This window comes from Actinoplanes sichuanensis, assembly GCF_033097365.1.
Classification (GTDB): Bacteria; Actinomycetota; Actinomycetes; order Mycobacteriales; family Micromonosporaceae; genus Actinoplanes; species Actinoplanes sichuanensis.
The window spans coordinates 4,937,783-4,953,765 of record NZ_AP028461.1 but is presented as its reverse complement, the minus strand read 5'-3'; the positions used below and the strand labels follow the sequence as shown (position 1 = coordinate 4,953,765).

Genomic DNA, 15,983 nt, shown 5'->3' with positions numbered 1-15,983 from the left:
GACGGACGGGTTCTTACGTAGCCGTAATCCCCGATTCACCCGAGCCGCCCTCGATCCGAGCATGCTCGGGATCGAGGGGTGTAACTGCGCATGACGACAACGGACATACCCTGGTCGGTGACGGGTCTCGATCCGTCCGCCGGCCGGGTGCTAGAGCACCTGATGGCGGTGCGATCGGCGGACCGTGACGAGGTGGCGTCGGCGGCCGGGCTGTCACCGGCGGCGGCGGAGCGGGCGTTGCGGCTGCTCACCGACTCGGCACTGGCGTCCCGCCTCGGTGGCGTGACACCTCGATGGGCGGCCGCGCCGCCGCGACCGTCGCTCGGTGCGCTGCTGGCCCGGCAGCGGGCCGAACTGGCCCGGGTCGAGGACCTCGTCGAGCGCCTCTTCGAGACGCACGAGGCGGTGGCCGCGCCACGCGCCACCGGCATGGTCGAGGTGCTGGAGGATGAGGGCGAGGTGCCCGCGCGCTATCGCCGGCTGCTGGCCGAAAGCTCGGTCGAGGTGCTGCATCTGGCGAAGCCGCCGTACGTGACGAGCACGTCGGCCGATCCGGTGGGCGTGACGCCCGGTGTCCGGATGCGGTCGGTGTACGAGACCGACGGGTTGACCGACGCGGTGTCACTGTCGACCGCTCTGCGCGGAACGGGACAGGGCGGCCGGCTGCGGCTGACCTCGCAGATCCCGGTGAAACTGGTGATCTTCGACCGGGCGTCGGCCCTGCTGCCGATCTGGGCGGACCGCCCGTCGTCGGGGTCGTTGGTGGTGCACTCACCCGCACTGGTGACGGCGCTCGTGGCCCTGTTCGAGAGCGTGTGGGACCGCGCCGAGCCGGTGTCGCCGGCGAGGCGGCACGACCTGCCGGACACCGACGACGGCCCGCCGGCCTCGGGGCGCGACCTGCGGACCCGGGAGATCCTGCGCATGATGGCGGCCGGAATGAAGGACCAGACGATCGCCCGGATCCTCGACATCAGCCGTCGTACCGTTCAGCAGCACATCAGCGATGCCGCAACCGTGCTCGGCGCCCGGACCCGTTTCCAGCTCGCCGTGCTGGCGGGCAGACGGGGGTGGCTGAGCGATCAGCGCGACAGCCCGGCGAATGGCATCATCGCCGAATGATCGACGCGGAGACACTGCGGGCGACACTGCCGGGCGAGTGGCGGGTGCTGGCGACCACCTTCCCGATGTGGTTGTCGGGGCGCAAGATCAACCCCGTCTTCTCGTACGGGTTGCTGCCCGCCCCGGATCTGCGGTTCAGTGACGAGGTCACCTATCGCACCCGGGCGGGCCGGCAGCGGCGGATCTCGGGTGTCGACCGGTTCGACCCGGCGACCGGGTGGTTCACCTGGCGGGGCCGGGGCGTCCTGGGGCTGCTGACCAGCCGATGGCGGGTCGAACACCTCAGCGACGACGGTGAACTGATCGTGCTCACCTTCGACCGGTCGCTGGTGACCCCGGCCGGCATGGACGTGATCGGCCGCGGCCCGGATCCGCGGCCCGCGGCGCGTGACCGGCTGCCACCACTGTCCGCCGACGGCCTTCGGTGGCTGCCGTGATCCACAATGCACGGTTGACATCTCCCCGCCCTGAAGGGACGGGGATTCCACTGGGTCGCCCCAGAGTGTTTCCTGTTTCATCGCCGACTGCCCGCCCGGGAGGTGGTTCCCCGTTGAGGTCTTCTATCAGCTCCACAGGCCGTCACCGCCAGCCCGGCGGCCAGAATGTTCCGGGCCGCATTCACGTCCCGATCATGCTGCGTCCCACAACCGGCACAGCGCCATGCCCGCACCGACAAGGACATCTTCTCCGCCCGGACCCCGCACACCGAACACAGCCGGGTCGACGGATACCAGCGCGGCACCGCGATCAACGTCCGCCCGTACCCTTCGGCCTTGTATTCGAGCAGGGTGCGGAACATGCCCCACGACGCATCGCTGATCGCCCGCGCCAGCCGACCGTTCTTGAGCATGTTGGCCACGGCGAGGTCCTCGATCACGAGCACTTGATTTTCGCGCACGAGCCGAGTCGTCACCTGATGCCACACATCCCGACGCCGATCGGCGATGCGGGCATGCACCCGCGCCACCCTCAACCGCGCCTTCTCCCGATTACGGGAACCCTTCTCCTTCCGCGCCAACTCCCGCTGCGCCCGCGCCAACGCGGCACGCTCCCGCCGCTCGTGCCGCGGGTTGTCCACCGGATCGGCGTCGGACATGGTCAGCAGCCGGTTGATACCGGCGTCGATCCCGACCATCTTCGTGGCGGGTGGGGCGGTGGCGACGGGTGCTTCAACCCGCAGCGACACGAACCAGCGGCCGGCACGGTCCTGCGACACCGTCACCGTCTTCGGCACCGCACCGGCGGGCAACGGCCGCGACCACACCACAGCCAACGGTGTGTCCATCAGCTTCGCCAGCCGCAACTCACCATCACGGTAGCTGAACCCGCTGCTCGTGAATTCCGCCGACCGCCGCGACCGCTTCTTCGACTTGAACCGCGGAAACCGCGCCTCACCGTTGAAGAACCTCTGGTAGGCGGTGTCGAGGTGCCGCAGCGTCTGCTGCAACGGCACACACGACACCTCATTCAAAAACGCGAACTCCGGCGTCTGCTTCCAGCCGGTCAGCAGCGACGACGTCGCCGCATAGCCGAGCGTCGCCCGCCGGGACTGCCAGGCGTCCCGCCGGGCCTGCAACCCCAGGTTGTAGACCGGCCGCACGCACCCCAACGTCCTCGTCAACAACTGCGCCTGAGCAGGTGTGGGGTAGAAGCGGTACCGGAATCCGCGCTCCACTCCCTTGACCATCCACACAGGATGGAACACCCGTATGAACACAAACGCGGCGGGCCGGCCATCCTGACACCGATCCGCCCGGACGGCGAATCGGCCATCCCTGCCCTGCTCCCCAGGACATTCCGCTTCCTCCCCGGCCTGAAAGCCGGAGTATCACCGGGAGTAATCTGATGACGCCGCCGCCCCCGCGAGTGCCCGGACTGCCCCTGCTCGGCAACGCCCTGCCGATGATGGGCGACGTTCAGCGGTTCTTCGTCGACACCTACCACCGGCTCGGTCCGGTCTATCGGGTGAAGGCCCTCAACCAGGCGTTCGTCATCATGGCGGGGCAGCGTGCCAACCGGTTTCTGCTCGAACACGGCGAGGACGTGTTCTCCAGTGAGGTCAGTTTCGGTGGGCTGAACCGGGAGTTCGGCATGCGGGTGCACGTGTTGCGCGGGCGTCCGCACCGGCATCTGCGCAAGGTTCTCGCCACCGGGCTGTCCCGGGACCTGCTGGCCGCGCGCTGGGACGACGTCGTGCGGGAGACCGAGCAGACCTTCGACGGTTGGCGGGGGCGGCGGGCACTGCCGGTGGTCGACGCCTGTCAGCGGCTGGCCGCCGCGCAGCTGTCCGTCGCGTTCACCGGCGCCAGTTCGGCGGCCCGGTTCGCGACGCTGCGATCGGCGTTCGAGCTGGTTCTCGATGTCACCATCGCCGGGAAATGGCCGGCGGCGGCGCTGCGGCTGCCCACGTACCGGCGGGCGCGCGCCGAGATCCTCGCTTTCGCGCGGGACGCACTCGCCGACCGGGCCGCGCATCCGACCGGTGGGCCGCGTGACCTGCTGGATCAGGCCCTCGACGCGGTGGACGAGAACGGTGTGGAGTATCCGCTCGACGTTCGGGCGGGCATGGCCCTGCAGGGGTACTTCGCGGGCGTCAACACGGTCGCCTACCTGTACAGCTTCATGCTGCGGGCGCTTCTGGACAATCCAGCCGTTCTCGAACGGGTCACCAACGAGGTCGGTGCCGAGCCGATCACGTGGGAGCGGCTGCGTGAACTTCCGGCTCTGCGTGGGCTGGTTCTGGAGACCCTGCGCGTCTATCCGCCGGCGCCCGGCTCCGCCCGTACCGTGACCAGGGCCTTTGACTTTGAAGGTCGGCACATCGCCGAGGGGCGGCGGGTGCTGGTGGCGACCTGTGTCCCGCACCACCTCGAGGAGTTCTTCCCGGAGCCGGATCGGTTCGACATCGATCGGGATTTCACGGCCGGGCGCCGGGCCTCGGTGTACGCGCCGTTCTCGGTCGGTGGCCACACCTGTCTCGGTGCGGGGATGACCGAGGTGCTCGCGGTCGCGACGGCGGCGTTGCTGGTGCGGCACCTTACCGTCACACCGACGCATCCGGGCCGGCCGCTGCGCATCACGGCCACCCCCGGACCGAACCCGGGCCGCCGGTTCCTAGTTGATCTTGCCTGATCGGCGGCTCTACCATGCGGCGTGAAGTTCTACACCACGGTGTTCCTCGCGCCGGTCGGGCCTGAGCTGGTCGTTCCGGCGTTGACGGCGGCACTCGCCCCGTTCGACTACAACGACTATGCCCACGAGCCGTTCGACGTGGACGCGGCATGGGACTGGTGGCAGCTGCCTCAGCAGAGCCTGCTGCCGCTGCGACCCGAATACGCGGACGACCCGAGCGCGCTACGTGTCGGGGACGGGGTCGTGGTCGCCGCCCCCAAGCGGATCATCGACTTCGCCGCGATGCGCCGATCGGCCCGCGATCATGCGGCAGGCACCTGGGATGCGTGGGCCGATGTCGTCCGCGCCCATCCCGGTGCATTGCCGCGCGCGCGTTTCGACGAGATCCACGACGATCCCGAGTCGGCTCAGCGAGCCTGGCTCCAACAGCCGGCCGTGCAGGAGTTCGCGCAGGCCGCGGCCTCGCAGGACCATCCGTACTTCACCTTTTCGCTGTTGACCGCCGATCCCGTGGTGGTCTTCGCCGGAGACCGCGGTCACTTCCTGGCCCGCGCGGCCGCCCAGGCCATCGCGACGCACGCTTACCTGACCTCGGACGGGCGATGGTTCACCGAATACACCGACGACCGCGGCTGGGACACGCACATCCTGGAAATGGACGGCCACCTCGACTCGGTGCCGGACGATGCGGTGATCGCCCGGGTCCGGTGTCACATCTGACACCGGACGGGGCTTCTTTCCGATCGGGTACGGGTGGCGGCTGCGGCAGCCACCACCCGTACTCCGTCGGCATCGGCTCGGCTATTTCGTGAGAGTCCCCCGTAGAAGGCTCTTCCCGGAATGTGTGGCGTCTCCGTCATGCGGTTCGTCGCTGACGTCGACCAGCCGGTACCGGTTCAGATCGGTCCCGGGCGGCACCGACAGCACGGCATCCCCCGACGCGGGCAGGTTCCCGACCGCCACCATCTTCCCGGGAGTGTCCGGATCGAGCAGCCACACCTCCTGAAAACCCGAGGTCAACGGCAGATTGTGTACGCCGATCCGCAGCTGCCCGTCGGAGAGCACCTGCACGGCACCGCCCGCATCGGGTGACACCGTCTGCAACGGGGCGAGTGTCGCCCGAGCCGTCACCTGCTCGGCCGGGGCCCGGTCGAAGACCCGGCCGAACCCGACCGTCCCGGCCACTGCGAGCACCGCTGCGGCCGTCGCGGCGAGCGCGGGTGTCAGCCACCGCGGCCGTGACCGTCGCACCCGATGCCGGGTGAGGTCGACGACCGGTGCCGGTGGCGCGGTGATCTCGTGCTCGATGGCCCGCCACAGATGCTCCGGCGGCGGGGGCAGATCACGTAGTTCAGCGGTCTGCGAACCGAGGTCGGCGACGTCCCGCAGCCCCTGCATCTCGTGCCGGCAGTCGGCGCACTGTCGCAGGTGGTCGGCCTCGGTGTCGTCCTCGAGTTCTTCAGAGAGCGCGAGAAGGACCAGCCGATCGGGATCCAGATGTTGCACCGTCCACCTCCCAACGGCGTCGCAGGTTGGCCATTCCACGTCGGAGATGGCTTTTGACCGTACCGAGCGGCAGCCCGGTGACCGCCGCGATCTGTGGATGGGTCAGATCGTCGAAGAACGCCAGTTCGAGCGTGCGCCGCTGATCGGCGGGCAGCCGGCCGAGCTCGTCGGCGACGACCAGGCGGTCGACGACCCGTTCGGGTGATTCGTCGGCTCCCGGGCCGGGTGGCTGCTGCGCCTGCACCGCTTCGGTGGTGCGTTGCTCACGGGTGGCCGCCCGGATCCGGTCGACCGCCTTGCGTCGGGCGATGCCCAGCAGCCAGGCCAGGATCGTGCCGCGCTGCGGATCGAAGCCGTCCCGGCCGGTCCAGGCCGCCACGAACGTCACCTGGGTGACGTCCTCGGCGTCGGCACGGTTGCCCAGCAGACGCTGGGCCAGAAACAGCACGGCCGCGCCGTGCCTGTCATACGTCTCGCGCAGTGCTGTCTGGTCGCCGTCGCGTAACCGCTGGGCGAGCTCGTCGTCGGAACTCATCGACCTCCTTCCTTCCCACCAAGGGCTCTCCGAGTACTTCGTTCGCCGGCCCCTCGGCGGTTGCAGTCGATGGTCGTTTTGTTTCGAGTGGGCACATCAAGGACCATCGAACTGCCTATGCTCGAAGCACTCTGTACTCCAGGGCGGAGGAAAGCATGGCTGGTGGCCGCGACGACATGCCGTGGTGGGTGCAACTTCTCATGATCATCGGTGTGCTGTTGGCGGTGCTGATCGTGGTGGCGTTGTTAACCGGACAGGGCCTCGACGCGTGAGTCCGACCGCAGTCGTGCGGCGAGATCCGCGGACGCGGCGTGCCACTGCGGGAACTCGAAGGTGAATCCGGCGTCGGTGAGTCTGGTCGGGACGACTCGGCGGCTCTTGAGCAGCAGCTCGGTGTCGGTCTGCAGGGCGAACGCGCCGAGCTCGGCCATCTGCCGGGTGGCGGGCAGCCCGAACGGCATCCGCCAGGCCGACCGCAGCTCGCGCATGAACTGCCGGTGCGCCAGCGGGCCGGGGGAGGCCAGGTTGACCGGCCCGGTGAGGTCGTCGCGCTCGATCAGGAACCGGACCGCCCGGACGAAGTCGAGGTCGTGGATCCAGGAGACGAACTGCCGGCCGCCCGCCACCGGCCCGCCCAGGCCGAGTCGGGCCAGCCGGCTCAGAACGTCGAACACGCCGCCGCGGTCCGGGCTCATCACCATGGCCGCCCGCAGCGCCACCTTGCGGGTGTGCGGAGTCGGCACCCGAAACTGGGCGGCCTCCCAGTTCTTGGCGATCCGCACGCTGAAGCCCCAGTAGTCGGGCACGTCCGGCTCGCTGCCGCCGATCACGCCGTCGTGCTCGTCGTTCGGTGCGTCGAACCGGTGTGCGTAGATCGTCGCGGTGCTCATCTGCAACCACACCCCGGGCGGCCGGTTCGCGGCGGCGATCGCCTTGCCGACCACCTGTGCCGAGTCGACCCGGGAGTTCATCATCGCGTCGAGGTTCTCCCTGGTGTACCGGCAGCTCACGCTGCGTCCGGCCAGGTTGATCACGACGTCGCTGCCGTCGATCTGCGTCGCCCAGTCGCCGAGTGTCGTGCCGTCCCAGTAGACCTGCCGGTCGCCCTTCGGCGCGCGGGTCAGCACCACGACGTGGTGGCCCTCCGCGGTCAAGGCCCGGTCGAGGATCGTGCCGACCTGCCCGGTTCCGCCGGGAATGACGACCTTCATTGTTGTCCCTCGTCTCGATCCGAGCTGTTGAGCACTTGCTCAAATCGAGGCTACGACAGTTTGAGCAGTTGCTCAACCCGACTCCGGAACGCGGCCGGACCGACGTCCGGCGGCTCAGCCGACCATCGAGTGCAGGCGCCAGCCGTGCGATCCGGTGCGTTTCGCCTCGTACATCGCGGCGTCGGCCCGGCGCAGCAGCTCGGCCGCACCGTGCTCGCCGGGCCGGCACACCGTGATACCCACGCTCGCCCGGACCCGCAGCATGTGCCCGGCCAGCGGCTCCGGCTCGGCCAGCCGGTCGATGATCCGCTCGGCCACCGTGATCGCGTCGTGCGGGTCGTTGATCTCGGTGAGCAGCACCGCGAACTCGTCGCCGCCGAGCCGCGCCACCAGGTCACTGCCGAGCACGCAGGCGCGCAGCGTACGGGCGGTGAACTCCAGCAGTTCGTCACCGGCGGCGTGGCCCAGCTCGTCGTTGACCTGCTTGAAGCCGTCCAGGTCGAGGTAGAGCACCGCACCCAGCGCCGAGTAGCTCTCGCCGGAGCACCACGAGGTCAGACCGGTACGCAGCGCGGCCAGGTTGGCCAGCCCGGTCAGCGCGTCGTGGGTCGCCTCGTACGCGAGCTTCTCCTGGTAGGTCTTGCGGGCCGTGATGTCCCGGTGGTTGAAGACCAGACCGCGTACCGCCGGATTGTCGAGCAGGTTGCGGGCGGAGATCTCGTGCCAACGCCAGGAACCGTCGGCGTGCCGCAGCCGCGCCTCGGCGACATGTTCGCTGCCGCCGGCGAGCAACTGCTGGAACATCTGCTCGGTGACGGCGGCGTCGTCGGGGTGGATCAAGTCGGCCCGACGGGCGATGTGCTGCTCGACGGTCACGCCCAACACCCGTTCGACGGCCGAGCTCACGAAGACCGGGGTGCCCTCCGCGTCGGTGATGACGGTGACGTCGTGCGAGCCCTGCAGCACCGCCCGGAAGCGTTCCTCGTTGATGCCGCGGTCCCGTTCGGCCTCGGCCCGCGCCTGCGCCTCCCGACCGATCAGGACCATCGCCGTCAGCACCGCCGTGCCGCCGACCAGACCGGCCAACTGCGCTGCCCGGTTGTCCAGGTACGACGGGGCCAGACCGGCCCACACCGCGGCCTGCCCGGCCGTGATCGCCACCATCACCAGGGCCACCACCGACCGCCAGCGCCGGGCGAAGTCGTCGCAGACCAGCCAGCCGACGATGACGAAGTCGAACGTCATCACCGGCCCCCAGCCGGTCAGATACAGCACCACCGCGGTGAGGGCGAGCTGCAGCGCGGTGGTCGGCAGACCGGGGCGCGCGTTGGCCAGGGCGGTCACCACGACCGTACCGATCAGCAGGAAGGCGTTGAAGAACCAGATGTCGCCCGGCACGGCGAGCCCCAACGCGTGCAGCGCGGTCAACGATGCGACGCCGAGCAAAGCCTCAGGGAGGCGCAACCGGCGGAGCGACAGGGGCATACGGCCCTTTTCGGCGCCGCCCCGGCGCCCCTGAGCCCCCACCGGTTGCGGTACGGGAGCCACTCCACGGCCGCCGTCCAGAGTCGAACCCCGACCGCCTGCCTGGGGGGTTGCATGGTCAGCCATCGCATTCGGCCAGGGTCAACGCGTAGATCGCGTCGTCGTCTCGGCCGTCGTCATGTTTCGAGGACAGCGAGAGGTCGGTAGCCCGAACCTGCCGGGTGTAACCGGGACCTGAGCCGCTGTCGATCCAGACGCTCACCAGCCCATCCGCCGGCAGGTCACGTGGTCCCACCACCAGAATCGATCGTCGTGCCATCTCTGCCTCCAGCCGCCCCGTGCGTCACCTCCTCCCATCCGACCAAGTGTGAAGTGAACACTCCATGTGTGTTCACGCTGAACACGAGTAACATGAACACACATGGGTGAACCTGCGTACCGAGATGTCGCCAATGCGATCCGCAGCGACATCGAGGCGCGTCGCCTGGTGGAGGGCGACCGCCTGCCGACCGTTCGCGAACTCGCGCAGCGGTTCGGAGTGCCTACCGGCACCGTGGCCAAGGCCGTTGACGTTCTCCGTGCTGATGGCGTGATCGTGGCCCGGCATGGTCGAGGTCTCTATGTCCGGAGCTTCGGACGTATCGTTCGTTCGTCCCCCGATCGCCTTTCGAGGTCCTGGTGGGGTGAGGGTAAGTCGATTCAGGATCGCGATACCAACGGGCGACTCCGCGCTGTGAACGTGGTTGTCGAGGAGGTTCCCGCGACCGCGGATGTCGCGGAGGCACTTGCCGTCCCGGCGGGTGCGGCGGTGCTGACGCGTGCACGTCGGTTCGCCGTTGAGGATCGCATCGTTCAGCTGGCGACGAGTCACATCCCGTTGGACGTGGTAGCCGCGGCACCGGCGGTGGGCTATACCAATCCCGGGGCCGGCGGTATGTACGCCCGGATGGCGGATGCCGGCCTCGGCCCCGAGACGTTTCGGGAGACGCTGGTGTGTCGGATGCCGACGTCAGCCGAGGCCGAACTCATGGCCCTGCCCAGGGGTACACCGGTCATCGCGATCACCCGCTTCGCGTACACCACCATGAGGCGTTGCGTGGAGGTCAACGAGATGGTGCTCGACTCCAGCGCATATGAGCTGGAGTACGTGCTCGGTTCCTGAACGGGCCACATCCAGGTGAACTGATGAGTAACTTAAGCCGTACTCCTGCCTGATCGCGTTTACGGAACCCGACCGTCGCGGAGGTGGCATGTCCACGTTGCTCACCGGCCTTGGGCTGGGCCGACTGCTCCATCGCGCCGCGCATGCCCCGGCCACCCGCCGACGGTGGATCATCCGGATCGGGGCCGGTGCCACCGTCCTGATCGCCCTCGGCGGCGCCGCCTACGCCCTGCCCGTCCCGTTTCTCGACCGGCTGGTCGCCGACCAGGTCGTCGACCGGGTCAGCGCCCAGGTCTCCTGTGCGCAGGTCACCGTCGGCGGTGACCGTCTGCTGGCCCAGGCGCTGTCCGGCACCCTGTCCGAGGTGCGGCTCACCGTGCCGGACGCGACGCTCTCCGGGGTGCGGCACGCGTCGTTCACGGCCACCCTGCACGACGTGAGCCAACCGGCCGACGACCAGACCCACGTCGGCGCGATGAACGCGGCCATCACGATCGGCTTCGCGAACATGCCCACCGTCGAGGGGACCACCGCCCCCACCTACCGGCGGGCCGACGACGGCGGCCTGATGGTCGACACCGTGGTGCCGGCCGAGGCGTCCGAGAACGTCAAGGCGAAACTGTTCCTCAAGATGCGCATCGCCGGTGACAGCGCCGAAGCGGTGCCGCAGCAGCTGGAGATCTTCGGTCGTAAGGTGGCCGCGGCCAAGGCCTCGTCGCTGACCGGCGGCGTACGCAAGCAGGACCTGCCCGAACTGCCGGCCGGCGTGACCTACCGGTCGATCACCCCGCGCGCCGACGGCCTGCACGTGGCGCTGGCCGGGGTCGCCACCCAGGCCCTGAACACCCTGCCCACCCAGGTCGGCGACCAGACGGTCACCTATTCGGCGGCCGACGGGCTGCTCGGCATCTCCACCGCGATCAAGGTCGAACCGATCATCGACGTGCCGCTCACCATCCGCGCCGAGCCCCGGCTGGACGGCGACTCGCTCACCCTGTTCCCGCGCCTGGTGCACATCCTCGGCAAGGACCGCGAGACCGACGACTTCCTTTCCAAGATCGTGCTCTCCCAGATCGACGAGAAGGACCTGACCCGCAAACTCCCGGCCCTGCCGTCCGGAGTGCGATACCAGGCGGTCGAGGTGGACCCGCAGGGCGTGCACGTCACGGTCGGCGGCACCACGATCCAGTCGTTCTCCGTCCTGAAACAACCGGAGGGCGGACAGCCGACCACGTTCGGCGCCGAGGGCGGCTTCCTGACCGCGTCGACCAAGGGTTCGACCCAGGACACCAAGATCCAGCTGTACGCCCAACCGAAGATCACCGGGAACACTCTGGACATCTCCCCGCAGGAGATCGAGATGTTCGGCACCCGTTTCCCGGCGGCCCGCGTGCTGTCCCAGGTGAAGTCGGCTCCGACCACGTACCCGCTGCAGGAACTGCCCACCAACCTGACCTATCAGAGCGTGGAGGTGACCCCGACCGGCCTGCTGATCAAGCTGGAGGGCCGGGACGTGACCCTGGCCAAGGGCGCCCTCGGCGGCGGCGCCTGCTGACGGTTCGAATACTGTTCCAGTGTCGATTCGCCGGACATGGGAGAAGCGTTGAGCTCAGCCGTCAATCACATCACCGTCGACTGCGTCGGTGACCCGTACGATCTGGCGCGGTTCTGGAGCGCGGTCACCGGCGACCCGCTGGCCGACGACGACTTTCCGGGCGACCCGGAGGCCTCGGTGATCCCACCGGCCGGCACCGGCCCGCGGATGCTCTTCGTCCGGGTGCCCGACACCAAGACCGTGAAGAACCGGGTGCACGTCGACCTCAAACCCACCGACCGCACCCGCGACGAGGAGGTCACCCGCCTGCTCGAACTCGGGGCCGCCCTGGTCGGCGACCACCGCCGGCCCGACGGCACCGGCTGGGTCACGCTCGCCGACCCGGAGGGCAACGAGTTCTGCGTCGAACGCTCCGACGCCGAACGCGCCGGTCATCGCCCCGACGACGCGGGAGCCTGAGCGCTGTCGGCGCCCCAGACCCGGGGCCGGGTCGGCGGGGGAGCGGGTAGCCGTACCGCTGAAAGGTCTTGATCGGCTTCTGCCGTTCACCGTGACTGTGTCGTGTGTTCCCTCTTGATCGCTACGGTGAGCCGCGCCGGGGCCGATGGAGGGAACTGTTGACCGTGCGCAAGTGGCAGTGGCTGGGTGTCGCCGGTAGCGCGTTGGTCGCCGTGGGTGGGCTCCGGGTGGGTGTCGGGCCGTCGAATGACGCGGTGCAGTTGCCGCCGGACGCGGTCGCGGCGATCCTGTGGCCGATGGCGGTCGCCTACCTGGGGATGACCCTGCTGGTCCTGGCCTGGTGGATGATCGGGCGGCTCCGGCCCGAGCCCGCGGTCCTGATCCGCACCGGGGTGATGTGGGCGGTTCCGTTCGCGCTGAGCGGGCCGATCTTCAGCCGGGACGTCTACAGCTACCTGGCGCAGGGTGCGATGACGACGGCCGGGATCGATCCGTACCGGTGGGGGCCGCAGGTTCTCAGTGGTGAGCTGTCCGCCAACGTGCCGCCGATCTGGCAGGACACCCCGGCGCCGTACGGGCCGGTGTTCCTGCGCCTGGCCGGTGCCGTCACCACGCTCACCGGGAATGAACTGTGGCCGGGCCTGATCGGGATGCGGCTGCTCGCGGTGGCCGGGGTCGCGGTGCTCGCGGTGACCGTCCCGCGGCTCGCCCGGGAGTGTGGTGTCGATCCGTCTGCGGCGCTCTGGCTGGGCGTGCTCAACCCGCTGGTGCTGTTGCATCTGGTGGTGGACGCGCACAACGACGCGGTGATGGTCGCTCTGATGTGTGCCGGGCTGCTGCTGGCGTTGCGTCATCGACCGGTCGTCGGCGTCGTGCTGATCACCCTGGCCGGGCTGGTCAAGGGGCCGGCGCTGCTCGGACTGGCGTTCGTGGGCGTGCTCTGGGCGGGGCGGCTGCCGGGACGGTTCCGGCTGCTTCGCGCCGGGGGCGCTGTGCTTCTCCTCTGCGGGGGTACGGCCGTCGCGGTCACCACCGTCGCGGGGACCGGTTTCGGGTGGGTGCCCGCTCTGCGTGCGCCGACGCGGGCCCGTACCTGGATGTCGCTGACCACGCATCTCGGTGGACTGTTCGGCGCGCAGGAGGCGGTGTGGCTGGCCGGGCTGCTGCTGGCCGGGGTGCTCACGCTGGTCCTGCTGCATCGGGTCGGCACCGGTTCGGACATGGTCGCCGCATGCGGGGTGGCCCTGGTGGCGTTCGTGGTGCTCAGTCCGGTCGTGCACGTCTGGTATCTGCTGTGGGGCCTGGTCCCGCTGGCGGCGGCCGGCTCCGACCGGATTCGGCGCGTGGCCGCGTACACCTCGCCGGTTTTGGTCGTCCTCGCCCCGCCGAACGATGCGCCGACCGGTGCGCCGATGGTCCTCGGCGGGATTCTCGGCGTCGCCGCCGGCCTGCTGGTCTACACCGTGGTCCGGACCGCGCGCCGGCGGACCGCCCTGGTCCTCGACGCGGTGTGACGCGGCGTCGGTTCAGGCTCGGGGAGGTGCTGTCGAGCTGCGGAGGACGATGCGGTGCCGATGGGTCCGGGGTGGGGTCGGCTCGTGGTCGGGATCGGCGAGGAAGGCGGTCAGGTAGCTCAGGCCGATCTCGGCCAACTCGGCGTTGTCGGAGCCGACGGTGGTCAGTGGTGGTGTCACGTGCGCGGCCACCGGGATGTCGTCGAACCCGGCGACGCTCACGTCGTCCGGTACCCGGCGGCCCGCCTCGTGCAGTGCGTGGACGGCGCCGATGGCCATGTCGTCGTTGGCCGCGAAGATCGCGGTGACGCCGGGGTCGCGGGCGAGCTCCCGGCCGATCTCGTAGCCGCTGCGGGGCGTCCAGTCGCCGATGCGGGCCTCCGGAACGCTCGACGCGGCGGCGGCGAGGGTGTCGTGCCAGCTCTGCCGGCGTTCCCGGGCGGCCCACCACTGCTGTGGTCCGGCGATGTGGTGCACGGTGCGGTGGCCGAGCCCGAGCAGGTGCCGGGTCATCTCGGCGACGGCCGGTCCGCCCTCCGCGGCGGGGACCGAGAGCACCGTGGGGGCCTGCACGTTCGGGGCGCCGCCCAGGTACGGCTACAGGCGGCCAAGAACACCGCCGTCTACCTCACCGGAGCCGGTACCGGCGCGCCGCTGACGCTGCAGAACTCCGCCACCGACGGTTCCCAGGACTGGCAGCTGGTCGCCGAACCGCCGACGCCCACCCCCACGGCGACCACGACCCGCCCCGCGCAGAGCCCGACACCGAGCGCCACCGCGACGTCGGCACCGGCACCGGCCGTCCCGCCGTCGTCGGCGTCGGTCTCGCCGTCGGCGACGGTCGCTCCGGGCACCGGCGGGGGGACCGGTGGCGGGCTGCCGCTCACCGGCTCCCCGGTCGCCGCGATCGCCGGCCTCGGTGCCACCGCGGTGGTGCTCGGTGCCGCCGCGATGTTCGCCGTCCGACGCCGCCGGATCAGGTTCGGTGACGTGGACTGACCCGGACGTCGGGTCCCCGTGCCCCCGGCCGTGGGCGATCCCCCCAGGTCTCCACGGCCGGGCCGGTGTCCGTACCGCTGCATCGTGGTCCTTACCCGCCCTGCTCGCCGGTGCCGGTGAAGAGATCGGCGAGCCGGTGCGGTGCTCCGGCGCCGAAGACGAGGTCGATGGTGTCGTGTGCGGCGACGGCCTCCGCCTCGCTGCGGGGGAACAGGACACGCTCGTACGCCGCGAGGGCGGCCTCCGGGTCGTCGCGGTGTGTGGCGATCGCCTGGCCGAGTTCGGCTCCGTCGAGCATCGCGAGGTTCGCGCCCTCGCCGCCGGGGACGGTGACGTGTGCCGCGTCGCCGAGGAGTGTCACGCCGGGGACGCGGTCCCAGCGGTGGCGGTCGGGCAGCCGGTGGATGGCGCGCAGGATCGGCGGGGTGTCGCCGTCGGCGATCAGGGAGACGAGTTCGGGCGCCCACCCGAGGAACTCGGCGGCGATCTGTTCGCGGGCGGCGCCGGGGTCGGTGAAGTCGATGGCGGCGAACCACTCGACCGGCCGGTCGAGCACGACGTAGGTGTGGATGACGTCGCCGGGCTCCCGGTGGGCGAGGAAGCCACAGCCCGGTTCGAGCGCGTACATGGCGCCGTCGCCGACCGCCTTCGCCGCCGCGGGGTGGCGTACGTCGACGTCGTGCAGGTACGTGTCGATGTAACTCATGCCGGCGTACGTCGGGGCCTCGGCGGAGACCAGGGGGCGGACCTTGGACCAGGCCCCGTCGGCGCCCACGAGTAGTTCGGAGACGACTGTCGAACCGTCGGTGAACGTGAGCTCGTGACGTCCCGGGCCGAGGGAGGCGGCGGACCGGAGTTTCCTGCCCCACCGCACGGTTCCGGCCGGCAGTGACTCCAGCAGGATGCGTCGGATGTCGCCGCGCAGTGCCTCCGGGCGTGCCATGGAGCCGTCGTCGGGTAGGTCGGCGAGCGTCGTGCCGTGCCGGTCGAGGACCCGCTGGGCGCCGCCGCCCCGGTGGATGATCGCCCGGTATTCGCTGGTGAGCCCGGCGATCTCGAGGGCCCGTTGGCCGTTGTGCTCGTGCAGGTCGAGTTGCCCGCCCTGGCTGCGGGCGTCGGCGGTCGGGTCGGCGTCGTAGACGGTGACGGGCACGCCGTTGAGGTGCAGCACCCGCGCGAGGGTGAGGCCGCCGAGGCCCGCGCCGATGACGGTGACTGGAGTGGTCATGGTCTGCCTTTCATTCCAAGATTGGACCAGCGGTCCACTGCCACCACTATTGGACCAGCGGTCCAAACATGTCAA

Annotated in this window: 17 protein-coding genes; 9 read left to right on the top strand and 8 right to left on the bottom strand. The window is 70.0% G+C overall.

The window, feature by feature from the left end; translation table 11 throughout:
• The first annotated feature begins 90 nt into the window (after positions 1-90).
• Both Q0Z83_RS22745 and Q0Z83_RS22740 read left to right on the top strand, forming a co-directional pair.
• Complete coding sequence (locus Q0Z83_RS22745) at positions 91-1,122, top strand: helix-turn-helix transcriptional regulator (protein ID WP_317795990.1); 1,032 nt, start codon at positions 91-93, stop codon at positions 1,120-1,122.
• The gene (locus Q0Z83_RS22740) at positions 1,119-1,559 is read left to right on the top strand and encodes a hypothetical protein (RefSeq protein WP_317795989.1); all 441 of its coding nucleotides are present in this window, start codon (positions 1,119-1,121) and stop codon (positions 1,557-1,559) included. The genes Q0Z83_RS22745 and Q0Z83_RS22740 overlap by 4 nt, the downstream gene beginning before the upstream one ends.
• 77 nt (positions 1,560-1,636) lie before the next feature.
• Here the strand turns inward: Q0Z83_RS22740 and Q0Z83_RS22735 are convergent, their stop codons facing one another.
• Positions 1,637-2,809 (bottom strand): RNA-guided endonuclease InsQ/TnpB family protein, encoded by a 1,173-nt coding sequence (locus tag Q0Z83_RS22735; protein ID WP_317795988.1) that lies wholly within the window; start codon positions 2,807-2,809, stop codon positions 1,637-1,639.
• Between the two features lie 158 nt (positions 2,810-2,967).
• On the opposite strand from Q0Z83_RS22735, the gene Q0Z83_RS22730 reads away from it, so the two are divergent.
• A complete protein-coding gene (locus Q0Z83_RS22730) occupies positions 2,968-4,254 on the top strand; it encodes a cytochrome P450 (RefSeq protein WP_317795987.1) in 1,287 nt (428 codons plus the stop codon).
• 21 nt (positions 4,255-4,275) lie between these two features.
• A complete protein-coding gene (locus Q0Z83_RS22725; RefSeq protein ID WP_317795986.1) occupies positions 4,276-4,974 on the top strand; it encodes a hypothetical protein in 699 nt (232 codons plus the stop codon).
• 81 nt (positions 4,975-5,055) lie between these two features.
• Here Q0Z83_RS22725 and Q0Z83_RS22720 read toward each other — a convergent pair whose 3' ends face one another.
• The 5 genes from Q0Z83_RS22720 to Q0Z83_RS22700 form a co-directional block, all read right to left on the bottom strand.
• Positions 5,056-5,760 (bottom strand): anti-sigma factor, encoded by a 705-nt coding sequence (locus Q0Z83_RS22720; RefSeq protein WP_317795985.1) that lies wholly within the window; start codon positions 5,758-5,760, stop codon positions 5,056-5,058.
• Positions 5,714-6,295 carry an RNA polymerase sigma factor gene (locus Q0Z83_RS22715; RefSeq protein WP_317795984.1) on the bottom strand — a complete coding sequence of 194 codons (582 nt, stop codon included), beginning with the start codon at positions 6,293-6,295 and terminating at the stop codon, positions 5,714-5,716. Before Q0Z83_RS22715 ends, Q0Z83_RS22720 begins: the two co-directional genes overlap by 47 nt.
• A 245-nt stretch (positions 6,296-6,540) precedes the next feature.
• Positions 6,541-7,506, bottom strand: a complete 966-nt coding sequence (locus Q0Z83_RS22710) for a TIGR01777 family oxidoreductase (RefSeq protein ID WP_317795983.1) — start codon at positions 7,504-7,506, stop codon at positions 6,541-6,543.
• A gap of 114 nt (positions 7,507-7,620) precedes the next feature.
• The gene (locus tag Q0Z83_RS22705; RefSeq protein WP_317795982.1) at positions 7,621-8,952 is read right to left on the bottom strand and encodes a diguanylate cyclase domain-containing protein; all 1,332 of its coding nucleotides are present in this window, start codon (positions 8,950-8,952) and stop codon (positions 7,621-7,623) included.
• Positions 8,953-9,109: 157 nt separating this feature from the next.
• Positions 9,110-9,310, bottom strand: a complete 201-nt coding sequence (locus Q0Z83_RS22700) for a hypothetical protein (protein ID WP_317795981.1) — start codon at positions 9,308-9,310, stop codon at positions 9,110-9,112.
• Between the two features lie 102 nt (positions 9,311-9,412).
• Between Q0Z83_RS22700 and Q0Z83_RS22695 the strand changes: the two genes are divergently transcribed.
• The 4 genes from Q0Z83_RS22695 (at position 9,413) to mptB (ending at position 13,681) form a co-directional block, all read left to right on the top strand.
• Positions 9,413-10,153: a GntR family transcriptional regulator gene (locus tag Q0Z83_RS22695; RefSeq protein WP_317795980.1), complete on the top strand. Its 741-nt coding sequence runs from the start codon at positions 9,413-9,415 to the stop codon at positions 10,151-10,153.
• Between the two features lie 88 nt (positions 10,154-10,241).
• Positions 10,242-11,708 carry an LmeA family phospholipid-binding protein gene (locus Q0Z83_RS22690; protein ID WP_317795979.1) on the top strand — a complete coding sequence of 489 codons (1,467 nt, stop codon included), beginning with the start codon at positions 10,242-10,244 and terminating at the stop codon, positions 11,706-11,708.
• A gap of 48 nt (positions 11,709-11,756) precedes the next feature.
• On the top strand, positions 11,757-12,167 hold the full coding sequence (locus Q0Z83_RS22685) for a VOC family protein (protein WP_317795978.1): 411 nt from the start codon (positions 11,757-11,759) through the stop codon (positions 12,165-12,167).
• Between the two features lie 158 nt (positions 12,168-12,325).
• On the top strand, positions 12,326-13,681 hold the full coding sequence (gene mptB / locus Q0Z83_RS22680) for a polyprenol phosphomannose-dependent alpha 1,6 mannosyltransferase MptB (RefSeq protein WP_317795977.1): 1,356 nt from the start codon (positions 12,326-12,328) through the stop codon (positions 13,679-13,681).
• Positions 13,682-13,693: 12 nt separating this feature from the next.
• On the opposite strand, the gene Q0Z83_RS22675 is transcribed toward mptB, so the two are convergent.
• A complete protein-coding gene (locus tag Q0Z83_RS22675; protein WP_317795976.1) occupies positions 13,694-14,194 on the bottom strand; it encodes a substrate-binding domain-containing protein in 501 nt (166 codons plus the stop codon).
• Between Q0Z83_RS22675 and Q0Z83_RS22670 the strand changes: the two genes are divergently transcribed.
• Positions 14,165-14,680 carry an LPXTG cell wall anchor domain-containing protein gene (locus Q0Z83_RS22670; RefSeq protein ID WP_317795975.1) on the top strand — a complete coding sequence of 172 codons (516 nt, stop codon included), beginning with the start codon at positions 14,165-14,167 and terminating at the stop codon, positions 14,678-14,680. The two genes, Q0Z83_RS22675 and Q0Z83_RS22670, sit on opposite strands and share 30 nt — an antisense overlap.
• Before the next feature lie 91 nt (positions 14,681-14,771).
• Here Q0Z83_RS22670 and Q0Z83_RS22665 read toward each other — a convergent pair whose 3' ends face one another.
• Positions 14,772-15,908 carry an FAD-dependent oxidoreductase gene (locus tag Q0Z83_RS22665; protein WP_317795974.1) on the bottom strand — a complete coding sequence of 379 codons (1,137 nt, stop codon included), beginning with the start codon at positions 15,906-15,908 and terminating at the stop codon, positions 14,772-14,774.
• Between the last annotated feature and the right edge of the window lie 75 nt (positions 15,909-15,983).

Bases quoted from the DNA above. Each gene is read 5' to 3' on its own strand.
- Q0Z83_RS22730 (WP_317795987.1), top strand. From the start codon at position 2,968: ATGACGCCGCCGCCCCCGCGAGTGCCCGGACTGCCCCTGCTCGGCAAC.
- Q0Z83_RS22715 (WP_317795984.1), bottom strand. From the start codon at position 6,295: ATGAGTTCCGACGACGAGCTCGCCCAGCGGTTACGCGACGGCGACCAG.
- Q0Z83_RS22710 (WP_317795983.1), bottom strand. From the start codon at position 7,506: ATGAAGGTCGTCATTCCCGGCGGAACCGGGCAGGTCGGCACGATCCTC.
- Q0Z83_RS22695 (WP_317795980.1), top strand. From the start codon at position 9,413: ATGGGTGAACCTGCGTACCGAGATGTCGCCAATGCGATCCGCAGCGAC.
- Q0Z83_RS22675 (WP_317795976.1), bottom strand. From the start codon at position 14,194: ATGACCCGGCACCTGCTCGGGCTCGGCCACCGCACCGTGCACCACATC.
- Q0Z83_RS22690 (WP_317795979.1), top strand. From the start codon at position 10,242: ATGTCCACGTTGCTCACCGGCCTTGGGCTGGGCCGACTGCTCCATCGC.
- Q0Z83_RS22735 (WP_317795988.1), bottom strand. From the start codon at position 2,809: ATGGTCAAGGGAGTGGAGCGCGGATTCCGGTACCGCTTCTACCCCACA.
- Q0Z83_RS22665 (WP_317795974.1), bottom strand. From the start codon at position 15,908: ATGACCACTCCAGTCACCGTCATCGGCGCGGGCCTCGGCGGCCTCACC.
- Q0Z83_RS22745 (WP_317795990.1), top strand. From the start codon at position 91: ATGACGACAACGGACATACCCTGGTCGGTGACGGGTCTCGATCCGTCC.
- Q0Z83_RS22700 (WP_317795981.1), bottom strand. From the start codon at position 9,310: ATGGCACGACGATCGATTCTGGTGGTGGGACCACGTGACCTGCCGGCG.
- Q0Z83_RS22740 (WP_317795989.1), top strand. From the start codon at position 1,119: ATGATCGACGCGGAGACACTGCGGGCGACACTGCCGGGCGAGTGGCGG.